Genomic DNA, 25607 nt, shown 5'->3' with positions numbered 1-25607 from the left:
CCGTGACAGGACGCAGGCCGACGCTCGGCGTCGCGATGGTGCTCGCCTCGGGCGCGTTGTTCGCGGTCAACGGCACCGTGTCCAAGCTCGTCCTGCGTGCGGGCGTGCCCGCACCACAGCTCACCCTGCTGCGCGCCGCCGGCGCGTTCGCCGGCCTGCTCGTCCTGAGCCTGCTGATCTCACCCGGTCCGCGGCGGCTCACGCTGCGTCGCCACGAGGTGCCACTGCTTCTTGTGTACGGCGTGAGCGGCTTCTGCCTCGTACCCATGTTGTATTTCGTCGCGATCAGCCGGATGCCGGTCGGCATCGCCCTGCTGTTCGAGTACATGGCCCCGCTGCTCGTGGCGCTGTGGGCGCGCTTCGGCCAGCACCAGCCGGTCCGCCCACGGCTGTGGGCCGGGCTGGTGCTCAGCCTGGCCGGGCTCGGCTGCGTCGCCGAGGTCTGGGGCGACCTGAGCCTCGACGGCCTGGGCGTGGCCGCCGGGCTCGGCGCGGCCGTGCTGCTGGCGTTCTACTACGTTCTCGGCGCCCGCGGCGTGCAGCACCGCGACACCCTGTCGCTGACCACCTGGGCGTTCGCGGCGGCCACCGCCGCGGGCCTGCTGATCCGCGCGCTCACGCCGGGCACGGCCGACTGGAGCGCGCTGTCGCGCAGCGAGGCGGGCATCCCCGTGGCGCTGCTGTGCTGCTCGGTGGTGTTGTTCGGGTCGATCGTGCCGTACCTGCTGGTGGCGGGTGCCCTGCGGCACCTGCCCGCGACCAGCGTCGGCATTCTCGGCATGGTGGAGCCGGTGATCGCCGCGGCGGTCGCGTGGCTGGCCCTGGGCAGCGGCGAGGCGCTGAACGCGGCCCAACTCGCGGGCGGCACCCTGGTGCTGGCCGGGGTGACCCTGGCCGAGACCGCCCGGACCACCCCCGAACCCGGTCCACTCTCCCCCGAGCCGCTGGCCACCGCGGCCCGCCCCGGCGAACCCTGACCCGTTTCGATCTTTATCTACTTCCTCTGATCTACGTTCATCCCGCCGCGTATCAGCGACGGTCCATCTCGGACATAGGTGGCGACGCGGGGTCGCAATGGCCACGGCAGCCCGCATGGGTGGCACTGCCACGAAGGGCAATCGGCCACGTGCTCGCCATACTCTGAACGATGAGCAACGACCTGTACGTTGCGGCCGGCGGTGGTGGCGACGCCCTCGCCGCGTTGATGCTGTGTCGTGCGCTCGGCGGCTCCAACTCGGCACCCACGGTCGCCAGCTATTCGTGGGACCGATACCTGATCGATCCAGCCCCGGGGCCGCGCCAGGTCCAAGACTTCGTGGGTCTGCGCCAGCTGACCGAGCACGCCTGGGAAGTCACGGCGGACAGCAACTTGGCCGCCGGCGGCGTATCCGGTTTGACGGTGCTGGCCCGGCACACGCCCGCAAGGTTCATGGTCATGGATCCGGCGCGCGGGGCCGCCGGACTTCGTCAGCAGTTGCGCGAGGTGATCGATCACCTGTCCGTCGATCGCGTAACGCTGGTGGACGTCGGGGGTGACGTCGCGGCGCACGGCAGCGAAGCATCGCTGCTCAGCCCCCTCGGCGACGCCCTCGCGCTGGCCGCGACCGCCGAACTGCCCGTGCCAACGGACGTCGCGGTCATCGGACCTGGTTTAGATGGCGAGTTGCCCGACGACGAACTGCGAAACGCTCTCGTCGCCATGGGTGCCGACGTCCGCAAGCTGCGCATCGCCCACGTCCGGCCGTTCCTTCCGGCTCTGGAACACCACCCCTCAGAGGCAACGATGTTGGTCGCGGCGGCCGCGATGGGCGCGAGCGGCCGGGCGGAGATCCGCGACAAGGGTGCGCTCGTTTCGCTGACCGACCACAGCACTGACGCGTTTCTCACCTCGTCGGACTCGGTCCTCGAGCGCAATGCGATAGCACAGAAGCTCATCGCCACGGAATCGTTCGACCAAGCCGAGGCGATCACCCGGGAAATCTGTGGTCGCACCGAACTCGATCACGAACGCAGGAAGAGCGAGATGCTGGCGCACCGACGGACCGGCGATCCCTCCGCCGAGGAGCTACGGTCCCGTTTACGCGAATACCGGGAGGCCGCCGCCGCACGCGGGGCCGACTTTGTCAGTTTTCGGCGCCTCACCGAAGTCCTTGGACTGCACCGCTACGACCCGACGAGAATGCGCGCTCTAGTCGGGGATCTCGCGTTCCATGAACTACCGCTCTGTCGGATCTCACTCCGATAGCCAGTATCGGCTGCCCGGTGATGTCCGTGCGGCACGGCAGAATGGCCCGGTGGAGAACCATCCGAATGTGCAGGCCGTCCGGGAGGCGCTGCGGGCCGCGGACGCACGGACCGCCGACGGCGCGACCCCCGAGGTGGTCGTCCTGGACGAGGCCGTACACACCGCGGCCGCGGCGGCCGCGGCGCTAGGGGTCGAGGTCGGGCAGATCGCGAACTCGTTGATCTTCGATGCCGACGGTGAACCCCTGCTCGTGCTCACCTCCGGCGCCCACCGGGTCGACACCGCCAAGGTCGCGGCCGGGCTGGGCATCGCCAAGCTGCGCCGGGCGACGCCGGAATTCGTCCGCCAGCACACCGGGCAGGCGATCGGTGGGGTCGCTCCCGTGGGGCATCCCGAACCGGTGCGAACCCTGGTCGACACGGCACTCGGGCAGTATCCGGTGATCTGGGCCGCCGGCGGGGTGCCCCGGGCGGTCTTTCCCACCACGTACGCGGAACTGCTGCGCGTCACCGCCGGGACAGCCGCGGACGTCGCCTAGCCACCGCGACCGAACCCGGCCGGCCGGATACTGGTGCGATGCCGATGCCCTTCCCCTCGCCGACCGTTCCCGCGGCCGGACGCACCGAGGTGTTCCTGCGCTACCTCGACTACTTCCGGGAGACGGTGCTGTCGAAGGTCTCCGCGTTGCCCCCCGGCGAGCTGCGCCGGAGCCGGCTTCCGTCGGGATGGACCCCGCTGGAGCTGCTCAAACATCTGCGCTACGTCGAGCTGCGCTGGATCGAGTGGGGATTCCAAGGGCGGCCGGTCGAGGAACCGTGGGGGGACCGGCGCGAGGACCGGTGGTACGTCGCACCCGACGAGACACCCGACGCCCTGGCGACGGCGCTGCGCGCGCAGGGCGAACACACCCGGGTCGTCGTCGAAGGACACGACCTCGCGACGGTCGGGGCGCCCGGGCCACGGTGGGACGGCGCCCCACCGGCCACGCTGGAACGGGTGCTGTTCCATCTCCTGCAGGAGTACGCCCGCCATCTCGGGCACCTCGACATCGTCGCCGAGCTCGCGGGCGGCCCGACCGGCGAGTAGGCGCGGCCCCGGCCTCGCGGGGTCGCCGACCGGGTCGTTCAGCCGGACGCGGCCGGTGCGGCGGGGAGCCGGCGTTTGTGGGCGGTGTCGCGGAACCGCTGGGCGATGGCCTCGGCGGTGTCGGGCCGGACCGGCCGTCCTTCCAGGAAGTCGTCGATGTCGTCGTACGTGAAGCCGAGGGCCTCCTCGTCGGATCTGCCGGGGCGCAGCGATTCCAGATCCGCCGTGGGGATCTTGTGCACCAGCGCGTGCGGTGCGCCCAGCGCCTCGGCGATCGCGCGTACGCGCCGCTTGGTCAGGCCGGTCAGCGGCGCGACGTCGGCGGCGCCGTCGCCGTGCTTGGTGAAGAAGCCGGTGACGGCTTCGGCGGCGTGGTCGGTGCCGACGACGAGCCCGCGCAGCGCCGCCGCCAGGGCGTACTGCGCGATCATCCGCTGCCGGGCCTTGATGTTGCCCAGCAGGAAGTCCTGCGCGTCGGGATCCCGCACGGGCAGGCCGCCGGCCAGCAACGTCTGCAGGCTGGCGTCACTGGCCGGACGGATGTCGACGGTCAGGGTCCGGTCGGGCCGGATGAACGCCAGAGCCGCCTGGGCGTCGTGCTCGTCGTGCTGGCTGCCGTACGGCAGCCGCATCGCGACGAAGACGGCGTCGTGGCCCACGCGCCGGGCGTCCTCGACGGCGAGCTGGCAGAGCCGGCCGGCGGCGGTCGAGTCGACGCCGCCGCTGATGCCCAGCACCAGGGCCTCGGCGCCGGTGGAGGTGAGCGTGCCGGCGAGGAACCCGACGCGTCGCCGGATCTCGCGGTCAGCCTCGAAGTCCGCGTCGACGCCCAGCTCGCGGGCGATCTGCCCAGGTGTCATGGTGGCGAATCCCCCTCGCTCCGGATGACCTTCCGTCTCATCATCACCCAGCACCTCGCCTCGATGAGGGTTCGGGTCGGGTGGGCCACGAACGCGTTCGAGCGGTGGCCCGACGGTGCGCCACGCCGTAGCGTGCACCTGTGGATGACGTACCCGCCCTGGTCACGCTGCATGTGTGGCGGGTGCCGCGACGTGCCCTCGGTGCCGCGCTGCGGCGGATGGCGCGCGAGCCACGGCGGCTGCGGTCGCTGCCCGGCGTACGTTTCGCCAAGCTGCTCGGCACCGGTACCGGCACCGGATTCGGCCCGGGCGACGCCGACCTCACCCGGTACGCGGCCCTGCTCACCTGGGCCGGGGAGCCCAGCCCGGCGGCGGTGCGTGCGGTCGACGCCGGGTGGGCGGGCGTGGCCACCGGGTCGGCGCGGCTGGACCTGACGCCCCAGGCCAGCCGGGGGCTCTGGTCGGGGGTGGCGCCGTTCGGCGAGACGACCCCCGCCCGCATCCGGGCCGAGGGGACCGTGCTGGCGTTGACCCGGGCCCGGTTGCGGCCCACCCGGGCGCTGACGTTCTGGCGGGCGGTGCCACCGGTCGTGGCCGCCTTGCAGCAGGCGCCCGGACTGCTCGCCCGGTTCGGCATCGGGGAGGCGCCGATCGGCTGGCAAGGCACGGTCACCGTGTGGCGCAGCCAGGCAGATCTCGCCGGGTTCGCGTACCGTACGCCGCAGCACCGCGCGGTGATCGCGCGGACCCCGACGGACCGGTGGTACGCGGAGGACCTGTTCGCCAGGTTTTCGGTACGCGGGATCGACGGCGACCGGGCCGTACTGGGGTGGCGCGAGGGAGGGCGGTCGCAGCGATGAGGCTGGTGCCGTGGCAGCCGGACGATCTGCTCCGGCGGCTCGACGACGTGGTGAGCGTGTACGGCGAGGCGATGGGCTACCGCGCCGAACTGTTGCAGACCCGGCGCGGCTACATCGGCGCGCATGCCCGCCGACCCGGCTTCCGGGCCGTCGCGACGCTGACCACGGAGGGACGGCTGGCCGGATTCGGGTACGGCTACACCTCCGGCCCCGGCCAGTGGTGGCACGACCAGGTGCGTACCGCCCTGGACGAGCCGGACCGCCGCCGCTGGCTCACCGACTGCTTCGAGGTGGTGGAGCTGCACGTACGCCCCAGCGCGCAGGGGCACGGGGTGGGCGCCCGCCAGTTGCGTGCCCTGCTGGCCATGGCGGCCGGGGCGACCGTGCTGCTGAGCACGCCCGAGGCCGACGAGCAGACCTCGCGGGCCTGGCGGCTGTACCGCCGGTTCGGCTTCGTCGACGTGCTGCGCGACTTCTACTTCCCCGGCGACGAGCGCGCGTTCGCGATCCTGGGCCGGGACCTGCCCCTGGCCGAACGGGCCGCGCCCGAGGACGCGCCGGGCATCGTCGGCATCTGAGGCCGTGACGAACCTGGACACCCGGCCGGGGTGGGCGCGCGCGCTGCCGTGGGTGCTGCTCGGCGTCCTGGTGCTGGCCCAGATCTGCTACCCGCTCACCGGCGGGGCCACCCGGGCCGGGCTCACGGTCGGCACGGTGCTGCTGGGCTGCCTGCTGTCGGTGACCCACGCACTGCTCACCCGGGGCGCGCGGGCCGCCGCCGCGCTGGTCGCCACGGCCGCGCTGGGCGGCTTCGCGGTGGAGGCGGTGGGGGTGGCCACCGGGTTCCCGTTCGGGACGTACGACTACTCGGGGCGGCTCGGGCCGCGGCTGCTGGGCGTGCCGCTGGTTATCCCGCTGGCGTGGACGTGGATGGCGTGGCCCGCGTGGCTGGCCGCGCTGCGGCTGGCCCGCCACCGGGCGGCACGGATCGTGCTGGCCGCGGTGGGCCTCGCCGCGTGGGATCTGTTCCTGGACCCGCAGATGGTCGCCGAGGGCTACTGGGCGTGGCACTCCCCCACCCCCGCGCTGCCCGGCGTACCGGGCGTACCGATCAGCAACTACCTGGGCTGGATCGGCTTCGCGCTGCTGCTCATGACGGTGCTGGCGGTCGCGGCGGGACCCGCCGCGACCGCGCCGGACAATCGGGACGGTCCGATGATCGCGCTCTGGCTCTGGACGTACGCTTCGTGCGTGCTCGCGCACGCCGTCTTCCTGGGCCTGCCCGCATCCGCGCTCTGGGGCGGGGTGCTCATGGGCGTGGTGGTCGTGCCCCTGGCAGCGCGGCTGCGGCGCCGGAGCCCCGCATGACCGACCCAGCGTCCCCGCTCCCAGGCAGCCCCGCGACCGGGCCAGCGTCGCCGCTGCCGGGGAGGCCCGCATGATCGGCCTGATCGCGCTGCTGCCGTGGCTGGCGCTGGCCGCGCACGCGGCGGTCAACGCGGTGCTGTTACGCCGCCCGCCCCGGGGCGCGACGACCGCCGAGCGGGTGGCGGTGCTGCTGCCCCTTCGCGACGAGGCGCACCGGGTCACCCCGTGCCTGCGGGCGCTGCTGGCCCAGACCGGGGTGGCGCGCCTGGAGGTGATCGCGCTCGACGACGGGTCGAGCGACGGCACCGCGGAGGTGGTGCGCGCGGTCGCCGGGGACCGGATCCGCTTGCTCACCGGCGCCGCCCCGCCGCCCGGATGGCTGGGCAAGCCGTACGCTTGCGCGCAGCTCGCCGACGCGGCGGGCGACGCGGACGTGCTGGTGTTCGTGGACGCCGACGTGGTGCTGGCACCCGACGCGGTGGCCGGGGCGGTGGCCGCGTTGCGCGCGGCCGAAGCGCAGCTGCTGTCGCCGTATCCGCGCATCACCGGGGCGGGGCGGCTGGTGCAGCCGCTGCTGCAGTGGTCGTGGCTGACCTTCCTGCCCCTGCGGGCGATGGAACGCTCGTCGCGGCCGTCGCTGGCCGCCGCCGGTGGGCAGTGGCTGGTCGCGGACCGGGCGGGTTACCAGCGGGCAGGCGGGCACGCGGCCGTACGCGGCGAGGTTTTGGAGGACATCGCGCTGGCCCGGGCGGTGAAGCGGGCGGGCGGCCGGATAGCCCTGGCCGACGGCTCCCGGCTGGCCGACTGCCGGATGTACGCCTCGTGGCGCGAGCTGTCCGACGGCTACGCCAAGTCGCTGTGGGCGTCGTTCGGCTCCCCGGCCGGGGCGGCCACGGTCGTGCTGCTGCTGACGCTGCTGTACGTGGCGCCGCCGGTGGCCGCGGCCGGGTTCCTGGCGGCGGGCCGCCCGCACGCCGCGCTGTGGTGCGGGTGCGCGTACCTGTCAGGGGTCGCCGGCAGGGCGGTGTCCGCCGCCGCGACCGGCGGACGGATCTGGCCGGACCCGCTCGCCCACCCACTGTCCATCGTGGCCTTCGCGGCGCTGGTGGGACGCTCCTTCGTCCGCCGCCGGCGGGGGCTGCTGAGCTGGCGCGGCCGGCCCCTGATCGGAGACCTCTCATGAGCCGGGTGGTCGTGGTCGGGGCGGGGGTCGGCGGTCTGGCCGTGGCGGCGCGGCTGGCCGTCGCCGGGCACGAGGTGGTGGTGCACGAGCGCGCCGAGGTGGTCGGCGGCAAGCTCGGCCGCTACGAACGGGACGGTTTCGTCTTCGACACCGGCCCCAGCCTGCTCACCCTGCCGCAGGTCTTCGCGGATCTGGAGCTGGGCCTGGACCCGGTGCCGCTGGACCCGGTGGTGCGGCACGTCTTCGCCGACGGCACGGTGCTGGACTCGGCGTCGGATCCGGCGGTGTTCCGGGAGCGGATCGCGGCGGTCATGGGCGCCGGGGCCGCCGCGGACTGGGAGCGGTTCTGGCGGCGGGCGCGGCGGATCTGGGCCGCGTCGTGGCGTTCCGTGCTGCGGCGCCCGGTGTCCCCCGCGTCGCTGGCCGCGCTGTCCTGGCGGCTGGCCGACCTGCGGGCGGTGGCCCCCGGGCGGTCGCTGCGCGCGCTGGGTTACCGGCATCTGCGCGATCCCCGGCTGCGGATGCTGCTGGACCGGTACGCCACGTACGCCGGGGCGGACCCGCGCCGCGCCCCGGCCGCGCTGGCCGCCGTCCCGTACGCGGAGCTGGCGTTCGGCGGCTGGTATCTGCCCGGCGGCCTGCACACCCTCGCGGAGGCGCTGTCGGCCCGGTGCCGTGCGCTGGGCGTGACCGTGGTGCCGTCCTCGCCGGTGACCGCGATCCGGACAGCGCACGGCCGGGTGTCCGGGGTGGACCTCGCGGACGGCGGGGTGGCGCCGGCGGACGTCGTGGTGGCGAACGCGGACGCGCTGAGTGTGTACCGGGACCTGCTGCCGTGCCCGGGTCGCCTGGCCGGGCTGGCCGACCGCAGCCTCGCCGGGTTCGTGCTGCTGCTCGGGGTGCGCGGGCGCACCCCGGCGCTGGCGCACCACACGGTGTTCTTCCCGTCCTACTACGACGCCGAGTTCGACGCGGTCTTCGGCGATCCGGGGGCCGGTCGGCCCGCCCGGCCCGCGTCCGACCCGGCGGTGTTCGTGACCCGGGCCAACGATCCGGCGACCCACCCGGACGGGGACGAGGCGTGGTTCGTGCTGGTCAACGCCCCGCCGCACGGCACGGGGTGGGCGGCGGTGGACTGGCAGCGCCCGGGGCTGGCGGCGGCGTACGCCGAGCATGTGCTGGCGGTGCTGGCCCGCCGGGGTCTGGACGTGCGGGACAGGTTGCGGTTCCTGGAGTGGCGCACCCCAGCGGATCTGGCCGCGGCAACCGGCGCCCCCGGCGGCGCGATCTACGGTACGGCGGGCTCCCTCGTGCGGCCGCGCAACCGGGGGCCGGTGGACGGGTTGTACCTGGTCGGCGGCTCGGCACATCCCGGCGGCGGCCTGCCGATGGTGACCCTGTCCGCCCGCATCGTCGCCGACCTGATCGGGCCCGCCCTGACCTCCTCACCCCGGCCACGGCGGGCCCGGTCGAAACCTGGAGAGTTCGGGGCAGCGCTGCGCCCGAACTCACCATGATCCACGGTGAGAGAAGGCGGGCGGTCAGAGTGCCTGTACACCGAGCGGAAGCGCGCCGCCCGTACCGATGTGTTGCAGTAGGGAGGCGCGCAGGGCCGCGGCGGCGTGCGGCAGCACCGCGCGCCGCCGGTGGGCCAGGGCGATGGTGCGGCGCATGCCGGGCGGGGCGAGCGGGGTGGCCCGCAGCAACGGCCGGTTGACCAGCACCATGCTGGGTACCAGCGCCACACCCAGCCCGGCCTCGACGAACGCCAGCACCGCGTCCATCTCGCCGCCCTCGACCGCGAAACGGGGGGTGAACCCGGCGCGCCGGCACGCCTGCAGCGTGACGTCACGGATGTCGTAGCCGGGGCGGAACATCACCAGCGGGGTGTCGCGCAGTTCGGCGAGCGCGACCTGATCGTCCACGGTGGGCGGCCGGCGGTCCGAGACCGACGCCACGACGATGCTCTCGCGCAGGATCTCGGTGGCCTCCAGGGCCGGGTCGACGCCCTGCTCGGGCTGCACGATCAGGGCGAGGTCGAGCCGGTGTGCCAGCAGGTCGGCGCTGAGGTCCTGGGAGCTGCCCTCGGTGACGTGCAGCGTGATGTCGGGGTGTGCGGCGCGGAAGCCGCGCAGCACGGCCGGGACCAGCGACGAGCAGAGGCTGGGGGTGGCGCCGAGCCGGACCTCGCCGCGCCGCAGGCCGACGATCTCCGCGACCGCGTCGCGGGCCGCGTCGGCGTCCGCGAGGATGCGCAGGGCCAGGGGCAGTAGCGCCTCCCCCGCCTCGGTGAGGGTGACGGCGCCGCGGACGCGCTCGAACAGCGGGGCGCCGAGGGCGTCCTCGAGGGTGTGAATCTGCTTACTCAGTGTCGGTTGGCTCACACCCAGGGATTCCGCGGCCTGAGTGAAATGCCGACTTTGCGCCACGGCTGTGAAGTACCTGAGCTGTTGCAGCTGCATGTCCATAGCTTATGTCTATCGTTACTGCGTCGATCATGCATTGGACGAATGCTCCAGAGGCTTCTTACCGTTCCGGGCGTGGCGGTAGACACCCGAACGCGTCCCAACGCGGCACCCGCGCGCCCGGCGAAGCCGGTCCGGCGCGGCGCCCGCTCCTCCGTGGCGCTCAAGCTCCTCATGGCCGTGACCGGCATCCTGCTGGTGCTGTTCCTGTTCGCCCACATGGCCGGGAACCTGAAGATCTTCGTGGGCGCGGAGGCTTTCGACCACTACGCCCACTGGCTGCGCACCATCGGTACGCCGCTGCTGCCCGAGCAGTGGTACCTGTGGATCCAGCGCGCCGGCCTGACCTTCGCGGTGCTCGGGCACATCGTCGCGGCGACCATCCTGGCCCGCCGGGCGCGCAAGGCCCGCCCGGTCCGCTACGCCCACCGGCCCAAGGTGCAGGGCAGCTACGCGGCCCGCACGATGCGCTGGGGCGGCGTGATCATCCTGCTCTTCGTGATCTACCACATCCTCGACCTGACCACGGGCGACCTGAACCCGGTCGGGGACTCCGCACACCCGTACGCGAACGTGGTGGCCGACTTCGCGCCCGGCCGCTGGTACGTGACGCTCTTCTACACCCTCGCGGTCGTATCCATCGGCTTCCACCTGCGGCACGGCATCTTCAGCGCGGCCCGCACCCTGGGCCAGCGCACCGCCCGCGGTGAGCGGCGCGCCCGCGCAATCGCCCTCGTCCTGTCCGTCGTGCTGGTGGCCGGCTACCTGTCGGTGCCGTTCGCGGTCCTGACCGGATTGGTGAAGTGACCATGGAGTTCTGGAACGAGGGCGACCCGATCGCCGACACCGCCGCCCCGGACGGCCCCGTCGAGACCCGCTGGGAGCGGCGCCGCTTCTCCGCCAAGCTGGTCAACCCGGCCAACCGCCGCAAGCTGACCGTCATCGTGATCGGCACCGGGCTCGCGGGTGGCTCCGCCGCCGCGACGCTGGCCGAGGCGGGCTACAAGGTGCGGTCCTACTGCTACCAGGACAGCCCGCGGCGCGCGCACTCCATCGCCGCGCAGGGCGGCATCAACGCCGCGAAGAACTACCGCAACGACGGCGACTCCGTCTACCGGCTGTTCTACGACACGGTCAAGGGCGGCGACTTCCGCGCCCGCGAGTCCAACGTGTACCGGCTCGCCCAGGTCAGCGTGAACATCATCGACCAGTGCGTCGCCCAGGGCGTCCCGTTCGCCCGCGAGTACGGCGGCCTGCTGGACAACCGGTCGTTCGGCGGCACCCAGGTGTCCCGGACGTTCTACGCCCGGGGGCAGACGGGCCAGCAGCTGCTGCTCGGCGCGTACCAGGCGATGGAGCGGCAGATCGGGCTCGGCAACATCGAGATGTTCGCCCGGCACGAGATGCTCGAACTGGTCATCGTCGACGGCAAGGCCCGCGGCGTGGTCGTGCGTGACCTGGTCACCGGCGAGATCACCACGGACCTCGCGGACGCGGTCGTACTGGCCTCCGGCGGGTACGGCAACGTGTTCTTCCTGTCCACCAACGCCAAGGGTTGCAACGTCACGGCGAGCTGGCGGGCCCACCGCAAGGGCGCGCTGTTCGCGAACCCCTGCTACACGCAGATCCACCCGACCTGCATCCCCGAGTCCGGCAGCCACCAGAGCAAGCTCACCCTGATGAGCGAGAGCCTGCGCAACGACGGCCGGGTCTGGGTGCCGAAACGGCGCGAGGACTGCGGCAAGCCGGCCGCCGACATCGCCGAGGAGGACCGCGACTACTACCTGGAGCGGATCTACCCGTCGTTCGGCAACCTGGTGCCCCGCGACATCGCGTCGCGGGCCGCGAAGAACGTCTGCGACGAGGGCCGCGGCGTCGGCCCCGGCGGCCTCGGCGTCTACCTGGACTTCGCGGACGCCATCGCCCGGCTGGGCCGCAAGGCCGTCGAGGCCAAGTACGGCAACCTCTTCGAGATGTACCAGCGCATCACCGGCGAGGACCCGTACGAGGTGCCGATGCGCATCTACCCGGCCGTGCACTACACGATGGGCGGCCTCTGGGTCGACTACGACCTGCAGTCGACGATCCCGGGCCTGTTCGTGATCGGTGAGGCGAACTTCTCCGACCACGGCGCCAACCGGCTCGGCGCGTCCGCGCTGATGCAGGGCCTGGCGGACGGCTACTTCGTGCTGCCCAACACGATCAACGACTACCTCGCGGCGGGCCCGTTCGAGAAGATCGACGAGGGTCACGAGGAGGTCGTGGCGGCCCGTACGCAGGTCGAGGAGCGCCTCGCCAAGCTGCTGGCGGTCAACGGCGACCGAACCGTCGACTCGTTCCACCGCGAACTCGGCCACATCATGTGGGAGTACTGCGGCATGGAGCGCACCGAGGAGGGCCTGACCAAGGCCATCGGGCTGATCCGTGGCCTGCGCGCGGAGTTCTGGACCCGGGTCAAGGTGCCCGGCACCGGCGAGCAGCTCAACCAGAACCTCGAGAAGGCCGGCCGGGTCGCCGACTTCCTCGAGCTGGGCGAGCTGATGTGCATCGACGCGCTGCACCGCGCCGAGTCGGCCGGTGGTCACTTCCGCGCCGAGAGCCAGACGCCCGACGGCGAGGCCCTGCGCCACGACGACCAGTTCAGCTACGTCGCGGCCTGGGAGTACGGCGGCGAGACGCCCACCCTGCACAAGGAACAGCTCGACTTCGAATACGTCCACCCGAGCACGCGGAGCTACAAGTAATGGACATCCAGGTACGGGTGTGGCGCCAGCAGGGCCCCGACGACAAGGGCCGCATGGTCACCTACGACGTCAAGGACATCTCCCCGGACGCCAGCTTCCTCGAGATGCTCGACGTCCTCAACGAGAAGCTGATCCTCGACGGCGACGACCCGGTGGCGTTCGACCACGACTGCCGTGAGGGCATCTGCGGCGCGTGCAGCATGGTGATCGACGGCGTGGCGCACGGCCCGGAGAAGGCCACCACCACCTGCCAGCTGCACATGCGCCACTTCGCCGACGGCGACACGATCGACGTCGAGCCGTGGCGGGCGGCCGCGTTCCCGGTCATCAAGGATCTGGTGGTGGACCGCAGCGCGTTCGACCGGATCATCCAGGCGGGTGGCTACATCACGGCCCCGACCGGTACGGCGCCGGACGCGCACGCCACCCCCGTGCCGAAGGCCGACGCGGACGCCGCGTTCGAGGCGGCCACCTGCATCGGCTGCGGCGCCTGCGTGGCGGCCTGCCCGAACGGCTCGGCGATGCTGTTCACCGCGGCCAAGGTCGCCCACCTGGGTCTGATGCCGCAGGGGCAGCCCGAACGGGACAGCCGGGTCATCGACATGGTCGCGGCACAGGACGAGGCGGGCTTCGGCGGCTGCACCAACGCGGGCGAGTGCACGACGGTGTGCCCCAAGGGCATCCCGCTCACCCTCATCGGCCGCCTGAACAGCGACTACCGTAAGGCCCTGCGCAATCGGTGAACCCGCCCGGCTATGGTGTTCCACTGCGGCGCTCCGGTAGTGGAGCACCATAGCCCCGGCACCGGCTCACCTGCCGCCGGTCGACCCGGCATCAGTCTGCGGCTGCGCCACGGCGGCCCAGCGGCCGGCGAAGCGCCCCCGTAACACCCGCCGACCGCCGCCGGCCAGGTGGGCGAAGAGCCCTGGGAAGTAGCCTGCCGACGTCCCACCGTAAGGCGACCATCCATTGCGGACAACCGAATTTGGCGTGATCCGCCTTGCCGTGAGGACCGACCCGGCGCTCCCGTTCACCGCAGTTCGCGGCGGACCGCTGCGGTGAGCTGGCCGAGCCCGGCGAGTGCCAGCACCAGCCAGAGGGCGGCGGCCGCGGTGACTGCCCCCGCGTCCCAGCCGGTGTGTGCCAGTCCCGCGATGCCGCCGCAGAGCAGCCCGCCGACCGCCACCACCACGCGGGTGGGCCGCTCCCCGACCGTGACCGCGCCGATGTCGGGCATCCCGGCCACGGCGGCGCGGGCCCGCACGTACTCGTGCAGCCAGCTGGCGGCGAGCCCGGCGGCCACCAGCCAGCCCGGCGCCCCGGCCACGGCGAAGGCGGCCAGCCAGGCCAGTTCGCCGAGCCGGTCGGCGACGGAGTCGCCGACGAAGCCGAGCCGGGTGGCCCGCCCGGTCACCACGGCGACCGCGCCGTCGAGGGTGTCGGCCACCGCGGCCAGCAGTACCAGGGCGGCGCCGGCCAGCAGGCCGACCGGTCCCAGCAGCGCCACCGCGGGCACGGCCGCGCACAGGACCAGACCGGTCACGGTGACCACGGCCGGGGCGACCCCCAGGCGCCCGAGGAACCGGCCACCCAGATACGCCAGCCGCACCCAGCCGCGCACCACCGGCGCGGCCGACGCCGGGTCGAAGCCGCCGTGCAGCTGCGACCAGGAAGCCGCGTAACGCTCCCAGGTGACGCCCGCCGCGTCGGGCCGCCCCGTCAGGCGGGCACCCGGGCGGCGAGTTGCTGCCACACCTCGCGGGTCGCGGTCGAACGGTTCAGCGTGATGAAGTGGATGCCGGGCACGCCCTCGTCGAGCAGCCGGGCGCACATCTGGCTGCACTGCTCGATGCCGAGCGCGCGTACGGCCGTCTCGTCGTCGGCGATCCGCTCGAAGCGGCGCAGCAGCGCGGGCGGGAACGGCGCGCCCGACAGCTGCTCCGACCGCTCGATCGTCGCCATCCTGGTGACCGGCATCACACCGGGCAGGATGGGTGTGTCGCAGCCCGCCGCGGCGACCCGGTCCCGCAGGCGCAGGTAGTCGTCGGCGTCGAAGAACATCTGGGTGATCGCGAAGTCGGCCCCGGCCCGGCACTTGCGGATGAACTGCCGGGTGTCGCTGTCGATGTCCGGCGAGCGGGGGTGCTTGTACGGGAACGCGGCCACGCCGACGCTGAAGTCCCCGGACTCGCGCAGCAGACGCACGAGATCCTCGGCGTACAGCACGCCCTCGGGGTGCTTCACCCACTCGCCCATGGGGTCGCCGGGCGGGTCGCCCCGCACCGCCAGCACGTTGCGGATGCCCGCACCGGCGAGGCGCCCGATCACGTTGCGCAGCTCGGCGATCGAGTGGTTGACCGCGGTCAGGTGCGCCATCGGCAGCAGCGTGGTCTCCGTGGCGACCCGCTCGGTGACGGCGACCGTGGTGTCGCGGGTGGTGCCGCCCGCGCCGTACGTGATCGACACGAAGCTGGGCTGCAACGACTCCAGCTCGCGGATGGCCTGCCAGAGCAGGCGCTCGCCCTCCCGCGTCTTGGGCGGGAAGAACTCGAAGCTGAACGTGGGCGCGCACTCCCGGATGAGGTCACCGATCGCCGGTGACGCGGGCAGCCGGGACGGAAGACCGAGAGACACCCTGTGACTGTACCGGCTGGGCCCGACATGCCGGGCGACGCGTTACCGGCTAGTTTGGCCGCGTGACGTCCACCTCGCCGCTCGAACGGGCGGGCCTGCGGTCCCGCGTCGACAAGGCCCTCGCCACGTTCCTGGCCACCCAGCGGACCACGCTGCTCGCGATCGACCCGGCCCTGGACGAGGTCGCCGACGCGATGGAGGCGTTCGTGCTGGGCGGCGGCAAGCGGCTGCGGCCCGCGTTCGCGTACTGGGGGTTCCGGGGGGCGGGTGGCCTCGACTCCGACCAGGTGGTCGCGGCGGTCTCCGCGCTGGAGCTGGTGCAGGCCAGCGCCCTGATCCATGACGACCTGATGGACCGCTCGGACACCCGGCGCGGCGAGCCCGCGGTGCACCGCCGCTTCGCCATCCGGCACACCGACTCGGGCTGGCGGGGCGGGGCCACGGCGTTCGGCGACAGCGCCGCCGTGCTCCTCGGCGACCTGGCGCTGGTCTGGTCCGACGAGCTGCTGCACTCCAGCGGGCTCGACCTCGCCGACCTGTCCCGGGCCCGGGTGGTCTTCGACGCGATGCGCACCGAGGTGACCGTCGGGCAGTACCTGGACGTGCTCACCCAGGCCACCGGCGACACGTCGGTGGAGCGGGCCGCCAAGGTGGCCCGGTACAAGTCGGCCTCGTACACGGTCGAGCGGCCGTTGCTGCTCGGTGCCGCGCTGGCCGGGGCGCCGCCGGGGCTGGCGGCGGCGTACTCGGCGTTCGGGCTGGCCCTCGGCGAGGCGTTCCAGCTTCGCGACGACGTGCTGGGGGTGTTCGGGGACCCGGCGCAGACCGGCAAGCCCGCGGGTGACGACCTGCGCGAGGGCAAACGTACGTATCTGGTGGCGGCCGCGTTCGCGGCGCTGGACGAGGGCGGGCGGGCCGCGCTGGAGGCGGGGCTGGGCGACCCGGCCCTGGACGCCCCGGGGGTCGACCGGCTGCGCACGCTGATCCGCGACAGCGGGGCGCTCGCGCGCACGGAGGAGCGCATCGCGACGCTCACCGACCAGGCGCTGGCGGCGCTGGCCGCCGCGGAGGTCGAGGCGGAGGCCCGTACCGTCCTGCGCGATCTGGCGGACGCCGCCACCCGCCGCACCGGCTGACCCGGCCCGCGGGGGTCAGCGGCGCGGGAAGCGGCCGCCCTCGCCGGCACGCGGGGTGGGCTGGACCCCGCGACGGCCCAGCCACACCCACACCGACAGGGTGAGCAGCACCATCGCGAAGCCGAACAGCAGGTCCTCCACGGGCGCGTACGCGATGCGCCAGCCCACGATCGCCGCCGGGTCGTAGATCACGATCCGGCGGCCGGTGAGGATGCCGTTCGACAGCAGTTGGAAGACCAGCACGATCGGGTACGTCGCCCAGAAGACGGCCCGCCGCACTAGCCGGGTACGCAGCCCGACCAGATCCACCAGCAGCGCCCCGGCCACCCCCAGCAGCGCCGCCGCCGTGTAGGTCATCGGGGCCGCCCCGTCATTCGTCGCCGGCCGGGCGGCGCAGCACCGCTCGGACGGCCTCGAAGCCCAGCACCGCGCAGCACGGCACCACGAGGAAGAACAGCGCCTCGTCGAGCGGCAGACCGCCGGGCAGCACCACCCCGGTCGTCTGGGCGGGGTCGAAGGTCCAGTGCCCGGCCGCGATGGCCGCCATGTCCCAGAGGGCGAACACGGTCGCCACGGGCAGCACCGCCAGCAGCAGCCGCCGCCACCGGCGCAGCACGTTGACCTTCAGCACCGGCTCCAGCCAGGCCGCGGCGGCCAGGCAGCCGGCCAGCACCGCCACGTACGTGAGGTGTCGCACGGCGGCTCAGAAGCCGAGCGCCTGCGCGCGCCGCTTGACCTCGCGGGCGCGGTGCCCGCCGAGTCCCCGGGCGGCGTTGCCGTCGAGCGCCTCGTCGGGCTGGTAGAGCCACCGGACAGCCTCTTCGTCGTTGTACCCGGCGTCGTGCAGGAGTGTGAGGACGCCGGGGAGGTGCTTGAGCACGGTGCTGTTGGCCACCAACTCCTCGGGCACCACCCGGATGCCGTCGCGTCGCACCGCGAGCAGCGCGCCGTCGCGGATCATCTGGTGCACCTTGCTGATCGAGATGTCCAGGCGCTCCGCCACGTCGGGCAGGGGCAGCCAGGCGGCGGGCTCGGTCGGCGGTCCGGCCGCCGCACCCACGGTCACTGCGGAATCGCTCACCTGCACAGCGTGCCAGAACTCGCCGGGTCCGCACCACGCGGATCCGGACGACCCGGCACCGCGACAGACCCGGCCCGACCAGAGCGCAGCAGAGGTGGCCCGATGAACCCGTGGCGGAGAACCCGCGTCGAGCTGGCCGGTGCCTGGCGGTCGGTCCACTACGACCTGCGCCGGTGGCTCACCCAGGGCCGCGCCCCGGGGGGTGGCGCGCACCGGGCGGGCGGGTCCGTCACCCCGCGCCGGATGGTGGTCGCGTCCGCGTTCGGGCTGGTGATCGCCGCGGGCGCCGGGGGCGGGTACCTGGCGCTGGGCACGGGCGCGACGCCGTCGGTGCCGCCGGGCGGGGCGCCGCCGTACCCGTCGACGGCTGGCGGGCCGACCGGCGGTGGTGCGCAGGCGGGCGGCCCGGAGACCGACGGGGTGCGGGCGGCGGCGACCGCGCGCCTGGGCCGTGGTTCCGGCTCGCCGCAACCACGGCCGAGCCCGACGCCGACCGGCCCCACGGACGGTGTGGGGGCGGGTGGCGACCCGGCGGCGATGCGCGGGCGGTTCGACCCGCCGCGCCGGGACCGCCCGGCCGCGCCGACGCGCACGACCGCTACGCCGGGCGGCTGCCCCTGCCCGACGACGCCGCCCGCGCCGAGCCCGGTCCCGCCGCCGACGCGCAGCTCCCGCCCGAGCGGCCCGGTGGTGCCCCCTTCCACGCCGGTGGCCAGTTACACCACCACGCCGGTGTCGGCGGCGCCGAGCGGATCCGCGAGCGTGGAATGGCCGAGCGGCAAGCCGACTCGGCCCCACCGCCCACGCCGCTGACCTGGCAATTCACGGCACTCCGCCCGACCGGCAGCCGTCCGGGCGACCTAGTCCTATTTAGTCCGATTCGCCCCGGTACGGGCGTGTGGACGTACCTGTTCGGCCGCAGCTGTGCCATGCTGAGCTGCCGCCACCCGAAGGGCACATACACTTCACGCCGATGGACACCACAGTCGCCGATACATTGATCGGCACGACGATCGACGGGCGCTACCGGATCACCGGTCGGGTCGCCCGTGGCGGCATGGCGACCGTGTACACGGCGACCGACGAACGCCTCGAACGCACCGTGGCGCTGAAGATCATCCACCCGTCGCAGGCGACCAACGTCCATTTCGTCGACCGGTTCACCGACGAGGCCAAGACCATCGCCCGGCTCACCCACCCCAACGTCGTCGCGGTCTACGACCAGGGCCGCCACCAGGGCCTGCCGTACCTGGTGATGGAGTACGTGCAGGGCCGCACCCTGCGCGACCTGCTCACCCAGCGGCGCCGGCTCAACCCGGTGGAGGCCTGCGCGATCCTGGAGCAGATGCTCGCCGCGATCGCCGCCGCGCACCGCGCCGGCCTGGTGCACCGCGACGTCAAGCCGGAGAACGTGCTGGTCGCCGAGGCGCCCTCCGGCGGCATCGCCAACCTGGTCGACAGCGTGGTGAAGGTCGCCGACTTCGGGCTGGCCCGCGCGGTCGAGGCCAGCGCGGCCGACGACTCGGGCCAGCTCATGGCCACGGTCGCGTACGTGGCACCGGAGCTGGTCACCGACGGGCACGCCGACGCCCGTACCGATGTCTACTCGGCGGGCATCGTGCTGTTCGAGATGCTCACCGGCCGGGTGCCGTTCGACGGCGCCGAGCCGGTCGAGGTGGCCTGGCAGCACGTCGACAACGACGTGCCCGCACCGTCGAGCATCGTCAAGGGCCTGCCGAACACCCTGGACGACCTGGTCGCCCGCGCCACCCGCCGCGATCCGGGGGCCCGCCCCACGGACGCGGGCGCCATGCTGGCCGAGGTCCAGGTGGTGCGCGACGACCTCGGCGCCGCGAACGTCGAGACCGCCCTGCTGCGCCAGGTCCCGGCCCGGCCACGGCAGGCCGACGCCACCGCCCTGGTCCCCGCGATCACCACCACCATGGCCCCCGTGCAGGACCGCCCCGCCTGGGCGCGGCTGCCCCAGCCGAACGCCCGCACCCAGCGCCGCCGCGCGCCCGGTCCGCCCGCCACCTTCGGCCCGGTCCGCCCCGGGCGCTTCGGTGACCGGCGCCGGATCGTGCTCATGGCCACTGTGGCGCTGATGGTCTTCACCGTGCTCGGCAGCACCTGGTGGGTCACCCTGGGCCGGTACGTCGAGGCGCCGCAACTGGTCAACATGACCAAGGCGCAGGCCGAGGCGTACGCCGGGAGCGAGGGCCTGACCGTGACGTACGGCGACGGGAAGTACAGCGAGAGGGTGGACAAGGACGTGGTGCTCGAGCAGCGCCCGGCCGCCACCGAACGCGTCATCCGGGGCGGCGAGATCATCCTGACGCTCTCGCTGGGCCCGGAACGCTACCCCGTACCCGACGTGGTCGGCACGGAGCTGGCCGCCGCGCGCGGCGAGCTGGAGGCGGTGAAGCTCAAGGTCAAGGAGGGTGACGGGCAGTTCAGCGACACCGTCCCGGAGGGGGCGGTGGTCGCCACCGACCCGAAGGCGGGCACCTCGCTCAAGCCCGGTGACACCGTGACCATCACGGTCAGCAAGGGCCGCTCCCCGACCCGCGTGCCGAATGTGGTCGGCAAGAACATCAACGAGGCGCGCGGCGAGCTGCAGGAGGCCGGGCTCACGGTGGTGGAGGAGTACAAGGACAGCAACGAACCCGCGGACCAGGTCATCGGCCAGTCCTTGAAGGCCGGCACGGGCGCGGAGACCGACGCCGAGATCAAACTCGACGTCAGCAAGGGTCCCCCGCAGGTCATCGTGCCCCGGGTCGTCGACCTGCCGTGCCCGCAGGCGCAGCAGCAGCTGCAGAGCCTCAACCTGCGGGCGAACGTGCAGGGCCTCAACCCCAACGGCGTCGCACGCTTCCAGAACCCGCCCGAGAACACCCCCGTCGCGCCGCAGACCGAAGTCGTGATCCAGTGCTTCTGAGCAGGATCGGTTCGCACACCAAGTCCTCGGGCGGCCTGGCCAGGGCCGCCCTGCCGTACGCCGACGCGGCCGCCTCCGAGGTGGTCCAGGTCTACGTGTCCAACTCCCGGGGCTGGGCGCTGCCGCCCGGCGACCCGGCGCAGGACGCGCTGTTCCGCGACGGCTGCGGCGAGCGGGGGCTGCCCGCGTACATCCACGCCTCGCTGCTGGTGAATCTGGGCTCGCCCACCGAGCTGACCGTGCAGCGCTCGGTGCAGACCCTGGAGCACGCACTGCTGCGCGGCGCGGCGATCGGCGCCACCGCGGTGGTCTTCCACGCGGGCAGCTCGGTCGATCCCGCGCACGACGACAAGGCCCTGCACCAGGTCCGCGAGGCCCTGCTGCCGCTGCTCGACCGGGCCGTGGCCGAGGGGCTGCCCCGGCTGCTGGTGGAGCCCAGCGCCGGGGGCGGGCGCAGCCTCGCGTCGAAGATGAGCGATCTCGCGCCGTACCTGGCGGCGGTGGAGGGCCATCCGGGGCTGGGCGTGTGCTTCGACACCTGCCACGCCTGGGCGGCCGGGCACGACCTGGCCACCCCGGGCGGGATGACCGCCACGCTGGACGAGCTGGTCGCCACGGTCGGGCCAGGGCGGCTGCAGCTCGTGCACGCCAACGACTCCAAGGACGGCTGCGGCTCGACCCGGGACCGGCACGAGACCATCGGGCGGGGCCGCATCGGCGCGGCCGCGTTCGCGGAACTGCTGGCCCACCCGGCGGTCGCGGGCGTACCCGTGGTCGTGGAGACCCCGACCGAAGGCCACGCCGGCCACGCCGCCGACATCGCCCTGCTCAAAGACCTGCGCCCACCCGCCGGATCTTGAGGAGTCCGGGTCCGGAGCGTTACCGGCGCAGCAGAGCCGTCAGCACGTCGATGGCGCGGTCGAGGGCGGCGTCGTCGACGTCGAGGTGGGTGACCAGCCGGGCCCTGCGCGGCAGCATCGCCGCCAGCAGCACGCCCCGCTCGGCCGCCGCGGCGGCCAGCGCGGGCGCGTCCAGCGCGGCGTCGCTGAGATCCAGCGGGACCAGATTGGTACGCACGGCCGCCGGGTCCACCACCCCGGACGGCGCCAACGCCTCGGCCAGCCGCCGCGCCCGGGCGTGGTCCTCGGCCAGCCGGGTCAGGTGGTGACGCAGCGCGTGCAGACCGGCGGCGGCGAGGATGCCGACCTGGCGCATACCGCCACCCATCCGCTTGCGGATGGCCCGGGCCCGCGCGATCCGTTCGGCGCTGCCGACGACCAGGGAGCCGACCGGCGCCCCCAGGCCCTTGGACAGGCAGACCGACAGCGTGTCGAACAGGGATCCGTACGCGTCGAGGGGCACCCCGTCCGCGACGTGCGCGTGCCAGATCCGGGCGCCGTCGCAGTGCAGGGCGATCCCGGCGTCGTCCGCGGCGGCGCGTAGCGCCCGCAAAGCGTCCAGGCTGGTCACGCCCCCGCCGCCGAGGTTGTGGGTCTGCTCGATCGCGATGGCCGAGGTCGGCAGCGACGGGAAACCCGCGGGCCGGATCATGTCGGCGATCCGCGCGACGTCCAGGTCGGCGCCGACGGCGGGCCAGGTACGGGTGGAGATGCCGCCGAGCGTCGCGGCCCCGCCCAGCTCGTACGTGACGACGTGCCCGTCCGCGCCGGTCAGCAGTTCCCCGCCGCGCGGCACGACCAGTTGCAGCGCGATCTGGTTGGTCATCGTGCCGGACGGCGCGAACAGCGCCGCCTCGTGCCCGAACAGCGCCGCGACCTCGGCTTCGAGCGCGATGACCGTGGGGTCGTCACCGAAGACGTCGTCACCGACCTCGGCGGCCGCCATCGCCGCGCGCATCGCGGGCGTCGGCCGGGTGACCGTGTCGGAGCGCAGGTCCACGACCGGACCGCCCACCGTGGTGCGCGGCAGCTCAACCACGCAGCATCTCCGCGACCAGGAACGCCAGTTCCAGCGACTGCTGGGTGTTGAGCCGGGGGTCGCAGGCGGTCTCGTACCGGTCCGGCAGGTCCAGGTCCTCGATGCCCTGCGCGCCGCCGAGGCATTCGGTGACGTCCTCACCGGTCAGTTCGACGTGGATGCCGCCCGGGTGGGTGCCCAGCCCGCGGTGCACCTCGAAGTAGCCGAGCACCTCATCGACGATCCGGTCGAAGTGGCGGGTCTTGTAGCCGTTGCTGGACTCGTGGGTGTTGCCGTGCATGGGGTCGCACTGCCACACCACCTTGGCGCCGGTGGAGGTGACCTTCTCAACGATCGGGGGCAGCGCGTCGCGGACCTTGCCGTTGCCCATCCGGCTGATCAGGGTGAGGCGGCCGGGCACGTTGTCCGGGTTGAGCTTCTCGCACAGCTCGATCGCCGTCTCCGGGGACGTGCCGGGGCCCAGCTTGACGCCGATCGGGTTGGCGATGCGGCTGACGAAGTCGATGTGGGCGTGGTCGAGCTGGCGGGTCCGCTCCCCCACCCACAGGAAATGCCCGCTCAGTCCGTACGCGCGGCCGCCGGAGACCCGGGTCAGGGCGCGGTCGTACTCCAGCGCCAGCGCCTCGTGGGAGCAGTACAGGCTGACCGTACGCAGCGCCTCGTTCTCGGTCATGCCGCAGGCCCGGATGAAGTCCAGGGCCCGGTCGATCTCGCGGGCGATCGCCTCGTAGCGTTCGCCCGCCGGGGAGGCGCGCACGAAGTCCTTGTTCCAGTCGTGCAGGCCGTGCAGGTCGGCCAGGCCGCCGGACAGATACGCCCGGAGCATGTTCATGGCCGCCGCCGAGTTCGCGTATGCGCGGATCATGCGCTGCGGGTCGGCGACCCGGGCCTGCTCGGAGGCGTCCAGCGAGTTGATCAGATCGCCCCGGTACGCGGGCAGCCCGAGCGCGTCGGTGGGCGCGGAGCGCGGCTTGGTGTACTGCCCGGCGACCCGGGCCACCTTGACCACGGGCATCGACGCCCCGTACGTGAGCACCACCGCCATCTGCAGCAGGGTGCGGGCGTTGGCCAGCAGGTGGCTCTCGGTGTTGTCGGCGAACGTCTCGGCGCAGTCGCCGCCCTGCAGCAGGAACGCCCGGCCCTCGCACACGTCGGCGAGCTTGGCGCGCAGCTGGTCGACCTCGTACGGCGCGACGATCGAGGGCACGTTGTCGAGGACCTGGCAGACCTCGGCGACCTCGCCGGAGTCCGGCCACGGCGGCATCTGGACCCGGGGCAGCTCGCGCCACCGGTCGAGGCCGAGGGCCTCGTCCTCGGCGGAGTCGGTGGACGGGCGGGACGTCTGGAGGGCCGGGTTGCCCACCCCCGGATGACTGAGCTGGTGCCACTCGCGGCGCATGTCAGCAGCGTACGGCGGGCAGGAAAACGGGGCGCCGGGAGGTTCCCGGCGCCCCACTTTCTAGGACTGTTTCTTGACGGATCGGCTTCTTGAAGGATCGGCTCAGCCGAGCCCGTTGCGGATCGCCGAGATCAGCTCACCGTTGCTGGTGTCGCCGGAGAACTCCCAGAAGAACGCCCCGCCGAGGCCCTGCTGCTTGACGTAGTCCATCTTGCCGCCGACCGTCGCCGGGGTGTCGTAGCTCCACCAGTTGCTGCCGCACTTGGCGTACGCGGTGCCGCCGACCGTGCCGGTGGCCGGGCAGGAGCCCTTGAGCACCTTGTAGTCCTCGATGCCCGCCTCGTAGGTGCCGGGGGCCGCACCGGTCGCCGTACCGCCCGGGGCGGACTGGGTGACGCCGGTCCAGCCGCGGCCGTAGAAGCCGATGCCAAGCAGCATCTTGTTGGCCGGCACGCCCTTGCTCTTCAGCTTCTGGATCGCCGCGTCGGACCAGAACCCCTGCTGCGGGATGCCCGGGTACGACGTGAGCGGCGAGTGCGGGGCGGTCGGGCCCTGCGGGGCGAACGCGCCGAAGTAGTCGTAGGTCATCGGGAAGACCAGGTTCAGCTTGTCGATGCCGGACTTGTAGTCGGCCACGTCGAGCTTGCCGCCGTTGCTGCCGTCGGCCGAGATCGCCGAGGTGATCAGGAAGTTGTTGCCGAACTTGGTACGCAGCGCGCTGATCACCTTGTCGTAGGCGGCCGGGCCGCTGGCGTCACAGGACAGGCCGCAGGCGTTGGGGTACTCCCAGTCGATGTCGATGCCGTCGAAGACGTCGGCCCAGCGGGAGTCCTTGACCAGGTTGTAGCAGGAGTTGGCGAAGCCGGTCGGGTTCGCCGCGGCCTGGGTGAAGCCGCCGGACCAGGTCCAGCCGCCGAAGGACCAGATCACCTTGATGTTCGGGTACAGCTTCTTCAGCTTGCGGAGCTGGCCGAAGTTGCCGCGCAGCGCGCCCGCGTCCCAGGTGTCGGCGACCCCGTCGACGCTGTCCGCCGCCGTGTACGCCTTGTCGTAGTCGGCGTACGAGTCACCGATGGCGCACTGGCCGCCGGTGGTGTTGCCGAAGGCGTACAGGATGTGGGTCAGCTTCGAGGCGGAGCCGCTGGTCACGATGTTCTTGACGTGGTAGTTGCGGCCGTAGATCCCCCACTCGGCGAAGTAGCCGACCAGGTTCTTGCCGCTGGGCGGGTTCGTCGTCGGCGACGTGGTGGGGGTGGTGGTCGGCGGGGTCGTGGTGGGCGAGGTCGTGGGCGGCGTGGTCGGCGGGGTGCCGCCGCCGCAGGCGCCGTTGTCGATCCAGACGTCCCACTGGCCGCTGTGGGTGGCCGGGCTCTCGTTCTGAGTCCACCACTTCGCGGTGTAGTTATGGCCGTTCTGGGAGGCGCTGTTGTCCTTGACGTAGACCTGGGTGGCGGCCCACGCCGGGGCGCAGGCGGTGGCGGCGGACGCCTGGACGACGGGGACCAGGACGACGGCGGCCGTGGTGATGACGGCGGCGCACAGGGCGCGGCGGGCGGATCTCTTCACGGCGTCTCCAGAAACAATTAGGAAACTTTCCAAAAGGATGTGAAGAGACCGTAGTCACATCGATGAACATGCGTCAAGATGTGACCCGGGGATTAACCGGCTCC

26 protein-coding genes are annotated in these 25607 nt (G+C 73.0%); 16 read left to right on the top strand and 10 right to left on the bottom strand.

All coding sequences use genetic code 11. The features are described from left to right. The first annotated feature begins 2 nt into the window (after positions 1-2). From EV385_RS23870 to EV385_RS23855, 4 genes are all read left to right on the top strand, one after another. Positions 3-977 carry an EamA family transporter gene (locus tag EV385_RS23870; protein ID WP_130511483.1) on the top strand — a complete coding sequence of 325 codons (975 nt, stop codon included), beginning with the start codon at positions 3-5 and terminating at the stop codon, positions 975-977. Positions 978-1147: 170 nt separating this feature from the next. Further along, the gene (locus EV385_RS23865) at positions 1148-2245 is read left to right on the top strand and encodes a DUF1152 domain-containing protein (RefSeq protein WP_130511482.1); all 1098 of its coding nucleotides are present in this window, start codon (positions 1148-1150) and stop codon (positions 2243-2245) included. Positions 2246-2294: 49 nt separating this feature from the next. Continuing rightward, a complete protein-coding gene (locus EV385_RS23860; protein WP_130511481.1) occupies positions 2295-2783 on the top strand; it encodes a YbaK/EbsC family protein in 489 nt (162 codons plus the stop codon). A 38-nt stretch (positions 2784-2821) separates the two neighbouring features. After that, the gene (locus tag EV385_RS23855) at positions 2822-3331 is read left to right on the top strand and encodes a mycothiol transferase (protein WP_130511480.1); all 510 of its coding nucleotides are present in this window, start codon (positions 2822-2824) and stop codon (positions 3329-3331) included. Positions 3332-3369: 38 nt separating this feature from the next. Here the strand turns inward: EV385_RS23855 and nadE are convergent, their stop codons facing one another. Then, positions 3370-4191 carry an ammonia-dependent NAD(+) synthetase gene (nadE, locus tag EV385_RS23850; protein ID WP_130511479.1) on the bottom strand — a complete coding sequence of 274 codons (822 nt, stop codon included), beginning with the start codon at positions 4189-4191 and terminating at the stop codon, positions 3370-3372. Between the two features lie 140 nt (positions 4192-4331). On the opposite strand from nadE, the gene EV385_RS23845 reads away from it, so the two are divergent. The 5 genes from EV385_RS23845 to EV385_RS23825 all read left to right on the top strand — a co-directional run bounded on the left by EV385_RS23845 (position 4332) and on the right by EV385_RS23825 (position 9119). Then, a complete protein-coding gene (locus EV385_RS23845; protein ID WP_130511478.1) occupies positions 4332-5051 on the top strand; it encodes a monooxygenase in 720 nt (239 codons plus the stop codon). Next, on the top strand, positions 5048-5629 hold the full coding sequence (locus tag EV385_RS23840; RefSeq protein WP_130511477.1) for a GNAT family N-acetyltransferase: 582 nt from the start codon (positions 5048-5050) through the stop codon (positions 5627-5629). Before EV385_RS23845 ends, EV385_RS23840 begins: the two co-directional genes overlap by 4 nt. Before the next feature lie 4 nt (positions 5630-5633). After that, positions 5634-6419, top strand: coding sequence for a carotenoid biosynthesis protein (locus EV385_RS23835; RefSeq protein ID WP_423203079.1), 786 nt, complete (start codon positions 5634-5636; stop codon positions 6417-6419). Between the two features lie 70 nt (positions 6420-6489). Next, positions 6490-7602 carry a glycosyltransferase family 2 protein gene (locus tag EV385_RS23830; RefSeq protein WP_130511476.1) on the top strand — a complete coding sequence of 371 codons (1113 nt, stop codon included), beginning with the start codon at positions 6490-6492 and terminating at the stop codon, positions 7600-7602. Beyond that, positions 7599-9119 carry a phytoene desaturase family protein gene (locus EV385_RS23825; RefSeq protein WP_130511475.1) on the top strand — a complete coding sequence of 507 codons (1521 nt, stop codon included), beginning with the start codon at positions 7599-7601 and terminating at the stop codon, positions 9117-9119. Before EV385_RS23830 ends, EV385_RS23825 begins: the two co-directional genes overlap by 4 nt. 24 nt (positions 9120-9143) lie before the next feature. Here EV385_RS23825 and EV385_RS23820 read toward each other — a convergent pair whose 3' ends face one another. Further along, positions 9144-10070, bottom strand: coding sequence for a LysR family transcriptional regulator (locus tag EV385_RS23820; RefSeq protein WP_207229912.1), 927 nt, complete (start codon positions 10068-10070; stop codon positions 9144-9146). 72 nt (positions 10071-10142) lie between these two features. Here EV385_RS23820 and EV385_RS23815 point away from each other — a divergent pair, with 72 nt between their 5' ends. Genes EV385_RS23815 through EV385_RS23805 form a run of 3 tightly spaced genes read left to right on the top strand, consistent with a single transcriptional unit; the run spans position 10143 to position 13554 of the window. Next, positions 10143-10874: a succinate dehydrogenase cytochrome b subunit gene (locus EV385_RS23815; protein WP_423203078.1), complete on the top strand. Its 732-nt coding sequence runs from the start codon at positions 10143-10145 to the stop codon at positions 10872-10874. 2 nt (positions 10875-10876) lie between these two features. Beyond that, positions 10877-12811, top strand: coding sequence for a fumarate reductase/succinate dehydrogenase flavoprotein subunit (locus EV385_RS23810; RefSeq protein ID WP_130511472.1), 1935 nt, complete (start codon positions 10877-10879; stop codon positions 12809-12811). Then, complete coding sequence (locus EV385_RS23805) at positions 12811-13554, top strand: succinate dehydrogenase/fumarate reductase iron-sulfur subunit (RefSeq protein ID WP_130511471.1); 744 nt, start codon at positions 12811-12813, stop codon at positions 13552-13554. The genes EV385_RS23810 and EV385_RS23805 overlap by 1 nt, the downstream gene beginning before the upstream one ends. Positions 13555-13841: 287 nt before the next feature. On the opposite strand, the gene EV385_RS23800 is transcribed toward EV385_RS23805, so the two are convergent. Both EV385_RS23800 and metF read right to left on the bottom strand, forming a co-directional pair. After that, positions 13842-14564 carry a CDP-alcohol phosphatidyltransferase family protein gene (locus EV385_RS23800; protein WP_242625041.1) on the bottom strand — a complete coding sequence of 241 codons (723 nt, stop codon included), beginning with the start codon at positions 14562-14564 and terminating at the stop codon, positions 13842-13844. Continuing rightward, entirely contained in the window at positions 14531-15445 is a 915-nt protein-coding gene (metF, locus tag EV385_RS23795) for a methylenetetrahydrofolate reductase [NAD(P)H] (RefSeq protein WP_130511470.1), read from the bottom strand. Before metF ends, EV385_RS23800 begins: the two co-directional genes overlap by 34 nt. Positions 15446-15507: 62 nt before the next feature. Between metF and EV385_RS23790 the strand changes: the two genes are divergently transcribed. After that, entirely contained in the window at positions 15508-16581 is a 1074-nt protein-coding gene (locus EV385_RS23790) for a polyprenyl synthetase family protein (protein ID WP_130511469.1), read from the top strand. 15 nt (positions 16582-16596) lie between these two features. Here the strand turns inward: EV385_RS23790 and EV385_RS23785 are convergent, their stop codons facing one another. Genes EV385_RS23785 through EV385_RS23775 form a run of 3 tightly spaced genes read right to left on the bottom strand, consistent with a single transcriptional unit; the run spans position 16597 to position 17662 of the window. Continuing rightward, complete coding sequence (locus EV385_RS23785) at positions 16597-16938, bottom strand: lycopene cyclase domain-containing protein (RefSeq protein WP_130511468.1); 342 nt, start codon at positions 16936-16938, stop codon at positions 16597-16599. 13 nt (positions 16939-16951) lie between these two features. Then, the gene (locus tag EV385_RS23780) at positions 16952-17278 is read right to left on the bottom strand and encodes a lycopene cyclase domain-containing protein (RefSeq protein ID WP_130511467.1); all 327 of its coding nucleotides are present in this window, start codon (positions 17276-17278) and stop codon (positions 16952-16954) included. A 6-nt stretch (positions 17279-17284) separates the two neighbouring features. After that, positions 17285-17662: an Rv2175c family DNA-binding protein gene (locus EV385_RS23775; RefSeq protein WP_130511466.1), complete on the bottom strand. Its 378-nt coding sequence runs from the start codon at positions 17660-17662 to the stop codon at positions 17285-17287. A 102-nt stretch (positions 17663-17764) separates the two neighbouring features. Between EV385_RS23775 and EV385_RS23770 the strand changes: the two genes are divergently transcribed. The 3 genes from EV385_RS23770 (at position 17765) to EV385_RS23760 (ending at position 21460) form a co-directional block, all read left to right on the top strand. Continuing rightward, a complete protein-coding gene (locus EV385_RS23770) occupies positions 17765-18475 on the top strand; it encodes a hypothetical protein (protein WP_130511465.1) in 711 nt (236 codons plus the stop codon). 160 nt (positions 18476-18635) lie between these two features. Then, positions 18636-20600, top strand: a complete 1965-nt coding sequence (gene pknB, locus EV385_RS23765) for a Stk1 family PASTA domain-containing Ser/Thr kinase (RefSeq protein ID WP_130511464.1) — start codon at positions 18636-18638, stop codon at positions 20598-20600. Beyond that, positions 20591-21460, top strand: coding sequence for a deoxyribonuclease IV (locus tag EV385_RS23760; protein WP_242625040.1), 870 nt, complete (start codon positions 20591-20593; stop codon positions 21458-21460). The genes pknB and EV385_RS23760 overlap by 10 nt, the downstream gene beginning before the upstream one ends. 19 nt (positions 21461-21479) lie before the next feature. Here the strand turns inward: EV385_RS23760 and EV385_RS23755 are convergent, their stop codons facing one another. From EV385_RS23755 to EV385_RS23745, 3 genes are all read right to left on the bottom strand, one after another. Beyond that, positions 21480-22538 (bottom strand): threonine aldolase family protein, encoded by a 1059-nt coding sequence (locus tag EV385_RS23755; RefSeq protein ID WP_278045004.1) that lies wholly within the window; start codon positions 22536-22538, stop codon positions 21480-21482. Further along, a complete protein-coding gene (locus EV385_RS23750) occupies positions 22531-23937 on the bottom strand; it encodes a class II 3-deoxy-7-phosphoheptulonate synthase (RefSeq protein ID WP_130511463.1) in 1407 nt (468 codons plus the stop codon). Before EV385_RS23750 ends, EV385_RS23755 begins: the two co-directional genes overlap by 8 nt. Positions 23938-24039: 102 nt before the next feature. Next, a complete protein-coding gene (locus EV385_RS23745) occupies positions 24040-25503 on the bottom strand; it encodes a glycosyl hydrolase family 18 protein (protein WP_130511462.1) in 1464 nt (487 codons plus the stop codon). Between the last annotated feature and the right edge of the window lie 104 nt (positions 25504-25607).

This window comes from Krasilnikovia cinnamomea, assembly GCF_004217545.1.
Classification (GTDB): domain Bacteria; phylum Actinomycetota; class Actinomycetes; order Mycobacteriales; family Micromonosporaceae; genus Actinoplanes; species Actinoplanes cinnamomeus.
This window is presented reverse-complemented; position numbering and strand designations above follow the sequence as displayed.

Coding starts and splice junctions, on each gene's coding strand:
- EV385_RS23865 (WP_130511482.1), top strand. CDS start 1,148: ATGAGCAACGACCTGTACGTTGCGGCCGGCGGTGGTGGCGACGCCCTC.
- EV385_RS23855 (WP_130511480.1), top strand. CDS start 2,822: ATGCCGATGCCCTTCCCCTCGCCGACCGTTCCCGCGGCCGGACGCACC.
- nadE (WP_130511479.1), bottom strand. CDS start 4,191: ATGACACCTGGGCAGATCGCCCGCGAGCTGGGCGTCGACGCGGACTTC.
- EV385_RS23840 (WP_130511477.1), top strand. CDS start 5,048: ATGAGGCTGGTGCCGTGGCAGCCGGACGATCTGCTCCGGCGGCTCGAC.
- EV385_RS23830 (WP_130511476.1), top strand. CDS start 6,490: ATGATCGGCCTGATCGCGCTGCTGCCGTGGCTGGCGCTGGCCGCGCAC.
- EV385_RS23825 (WP_130511475.1), top strand. CDS start 7,599: ATGAGCCGGGTGGTCGTGGTCGGGGCGGGGGTCGGCGGTCTGGCCGTG.
- EV385_RS23820 (WP_207229912.1), bottom strand. CDS start 10,070: ATGGACATGCAGCTGCAACAGCTCAGGTACTTCACAGCCGTGGCGCAA.
- EV385_RS23810 (WP_130511472.1), top strand. CDS start 10,877: ATGGAGTTCTGGAACGAGGGCGACCCGATCGCCGACACCGCCGCCCCG.
- EV385_RS23805 (WP_130511471.1), top strand. CDS start 12,811: ATGGACATCCAGGTACGGGTGTGGCGCCAGCAGGGCCCCGACGACAAG.
- EV385_RS23785 (WP_130511468.1), bottom strand. CDS start 16,938: ATGACCTACACGGCGGCGGCGCTGCTGGGGGTGGCCGGGGCGCTGCTG.
- EV385_RS23770 (WP_130511465.1), top strand. CDS start 17,765: ATGAACCCGTGGCGGAGAACCCGCGTCGAGCTGGCCGGTGCCTGGCGG.
- pknB (WP_130511464.1), top strand. CDS start 18,636: ATGGACACCACAGTCGCCGATACATTGATCGGCACGACGATCGACGGG.
- EV385_RS23750 (WP_130511463.1), bottom strand. CDS start 23,937: ATGCGCCGCGAGTGGCACCAGCTCAGTCATCCGGGGGTGGGCAACCCG.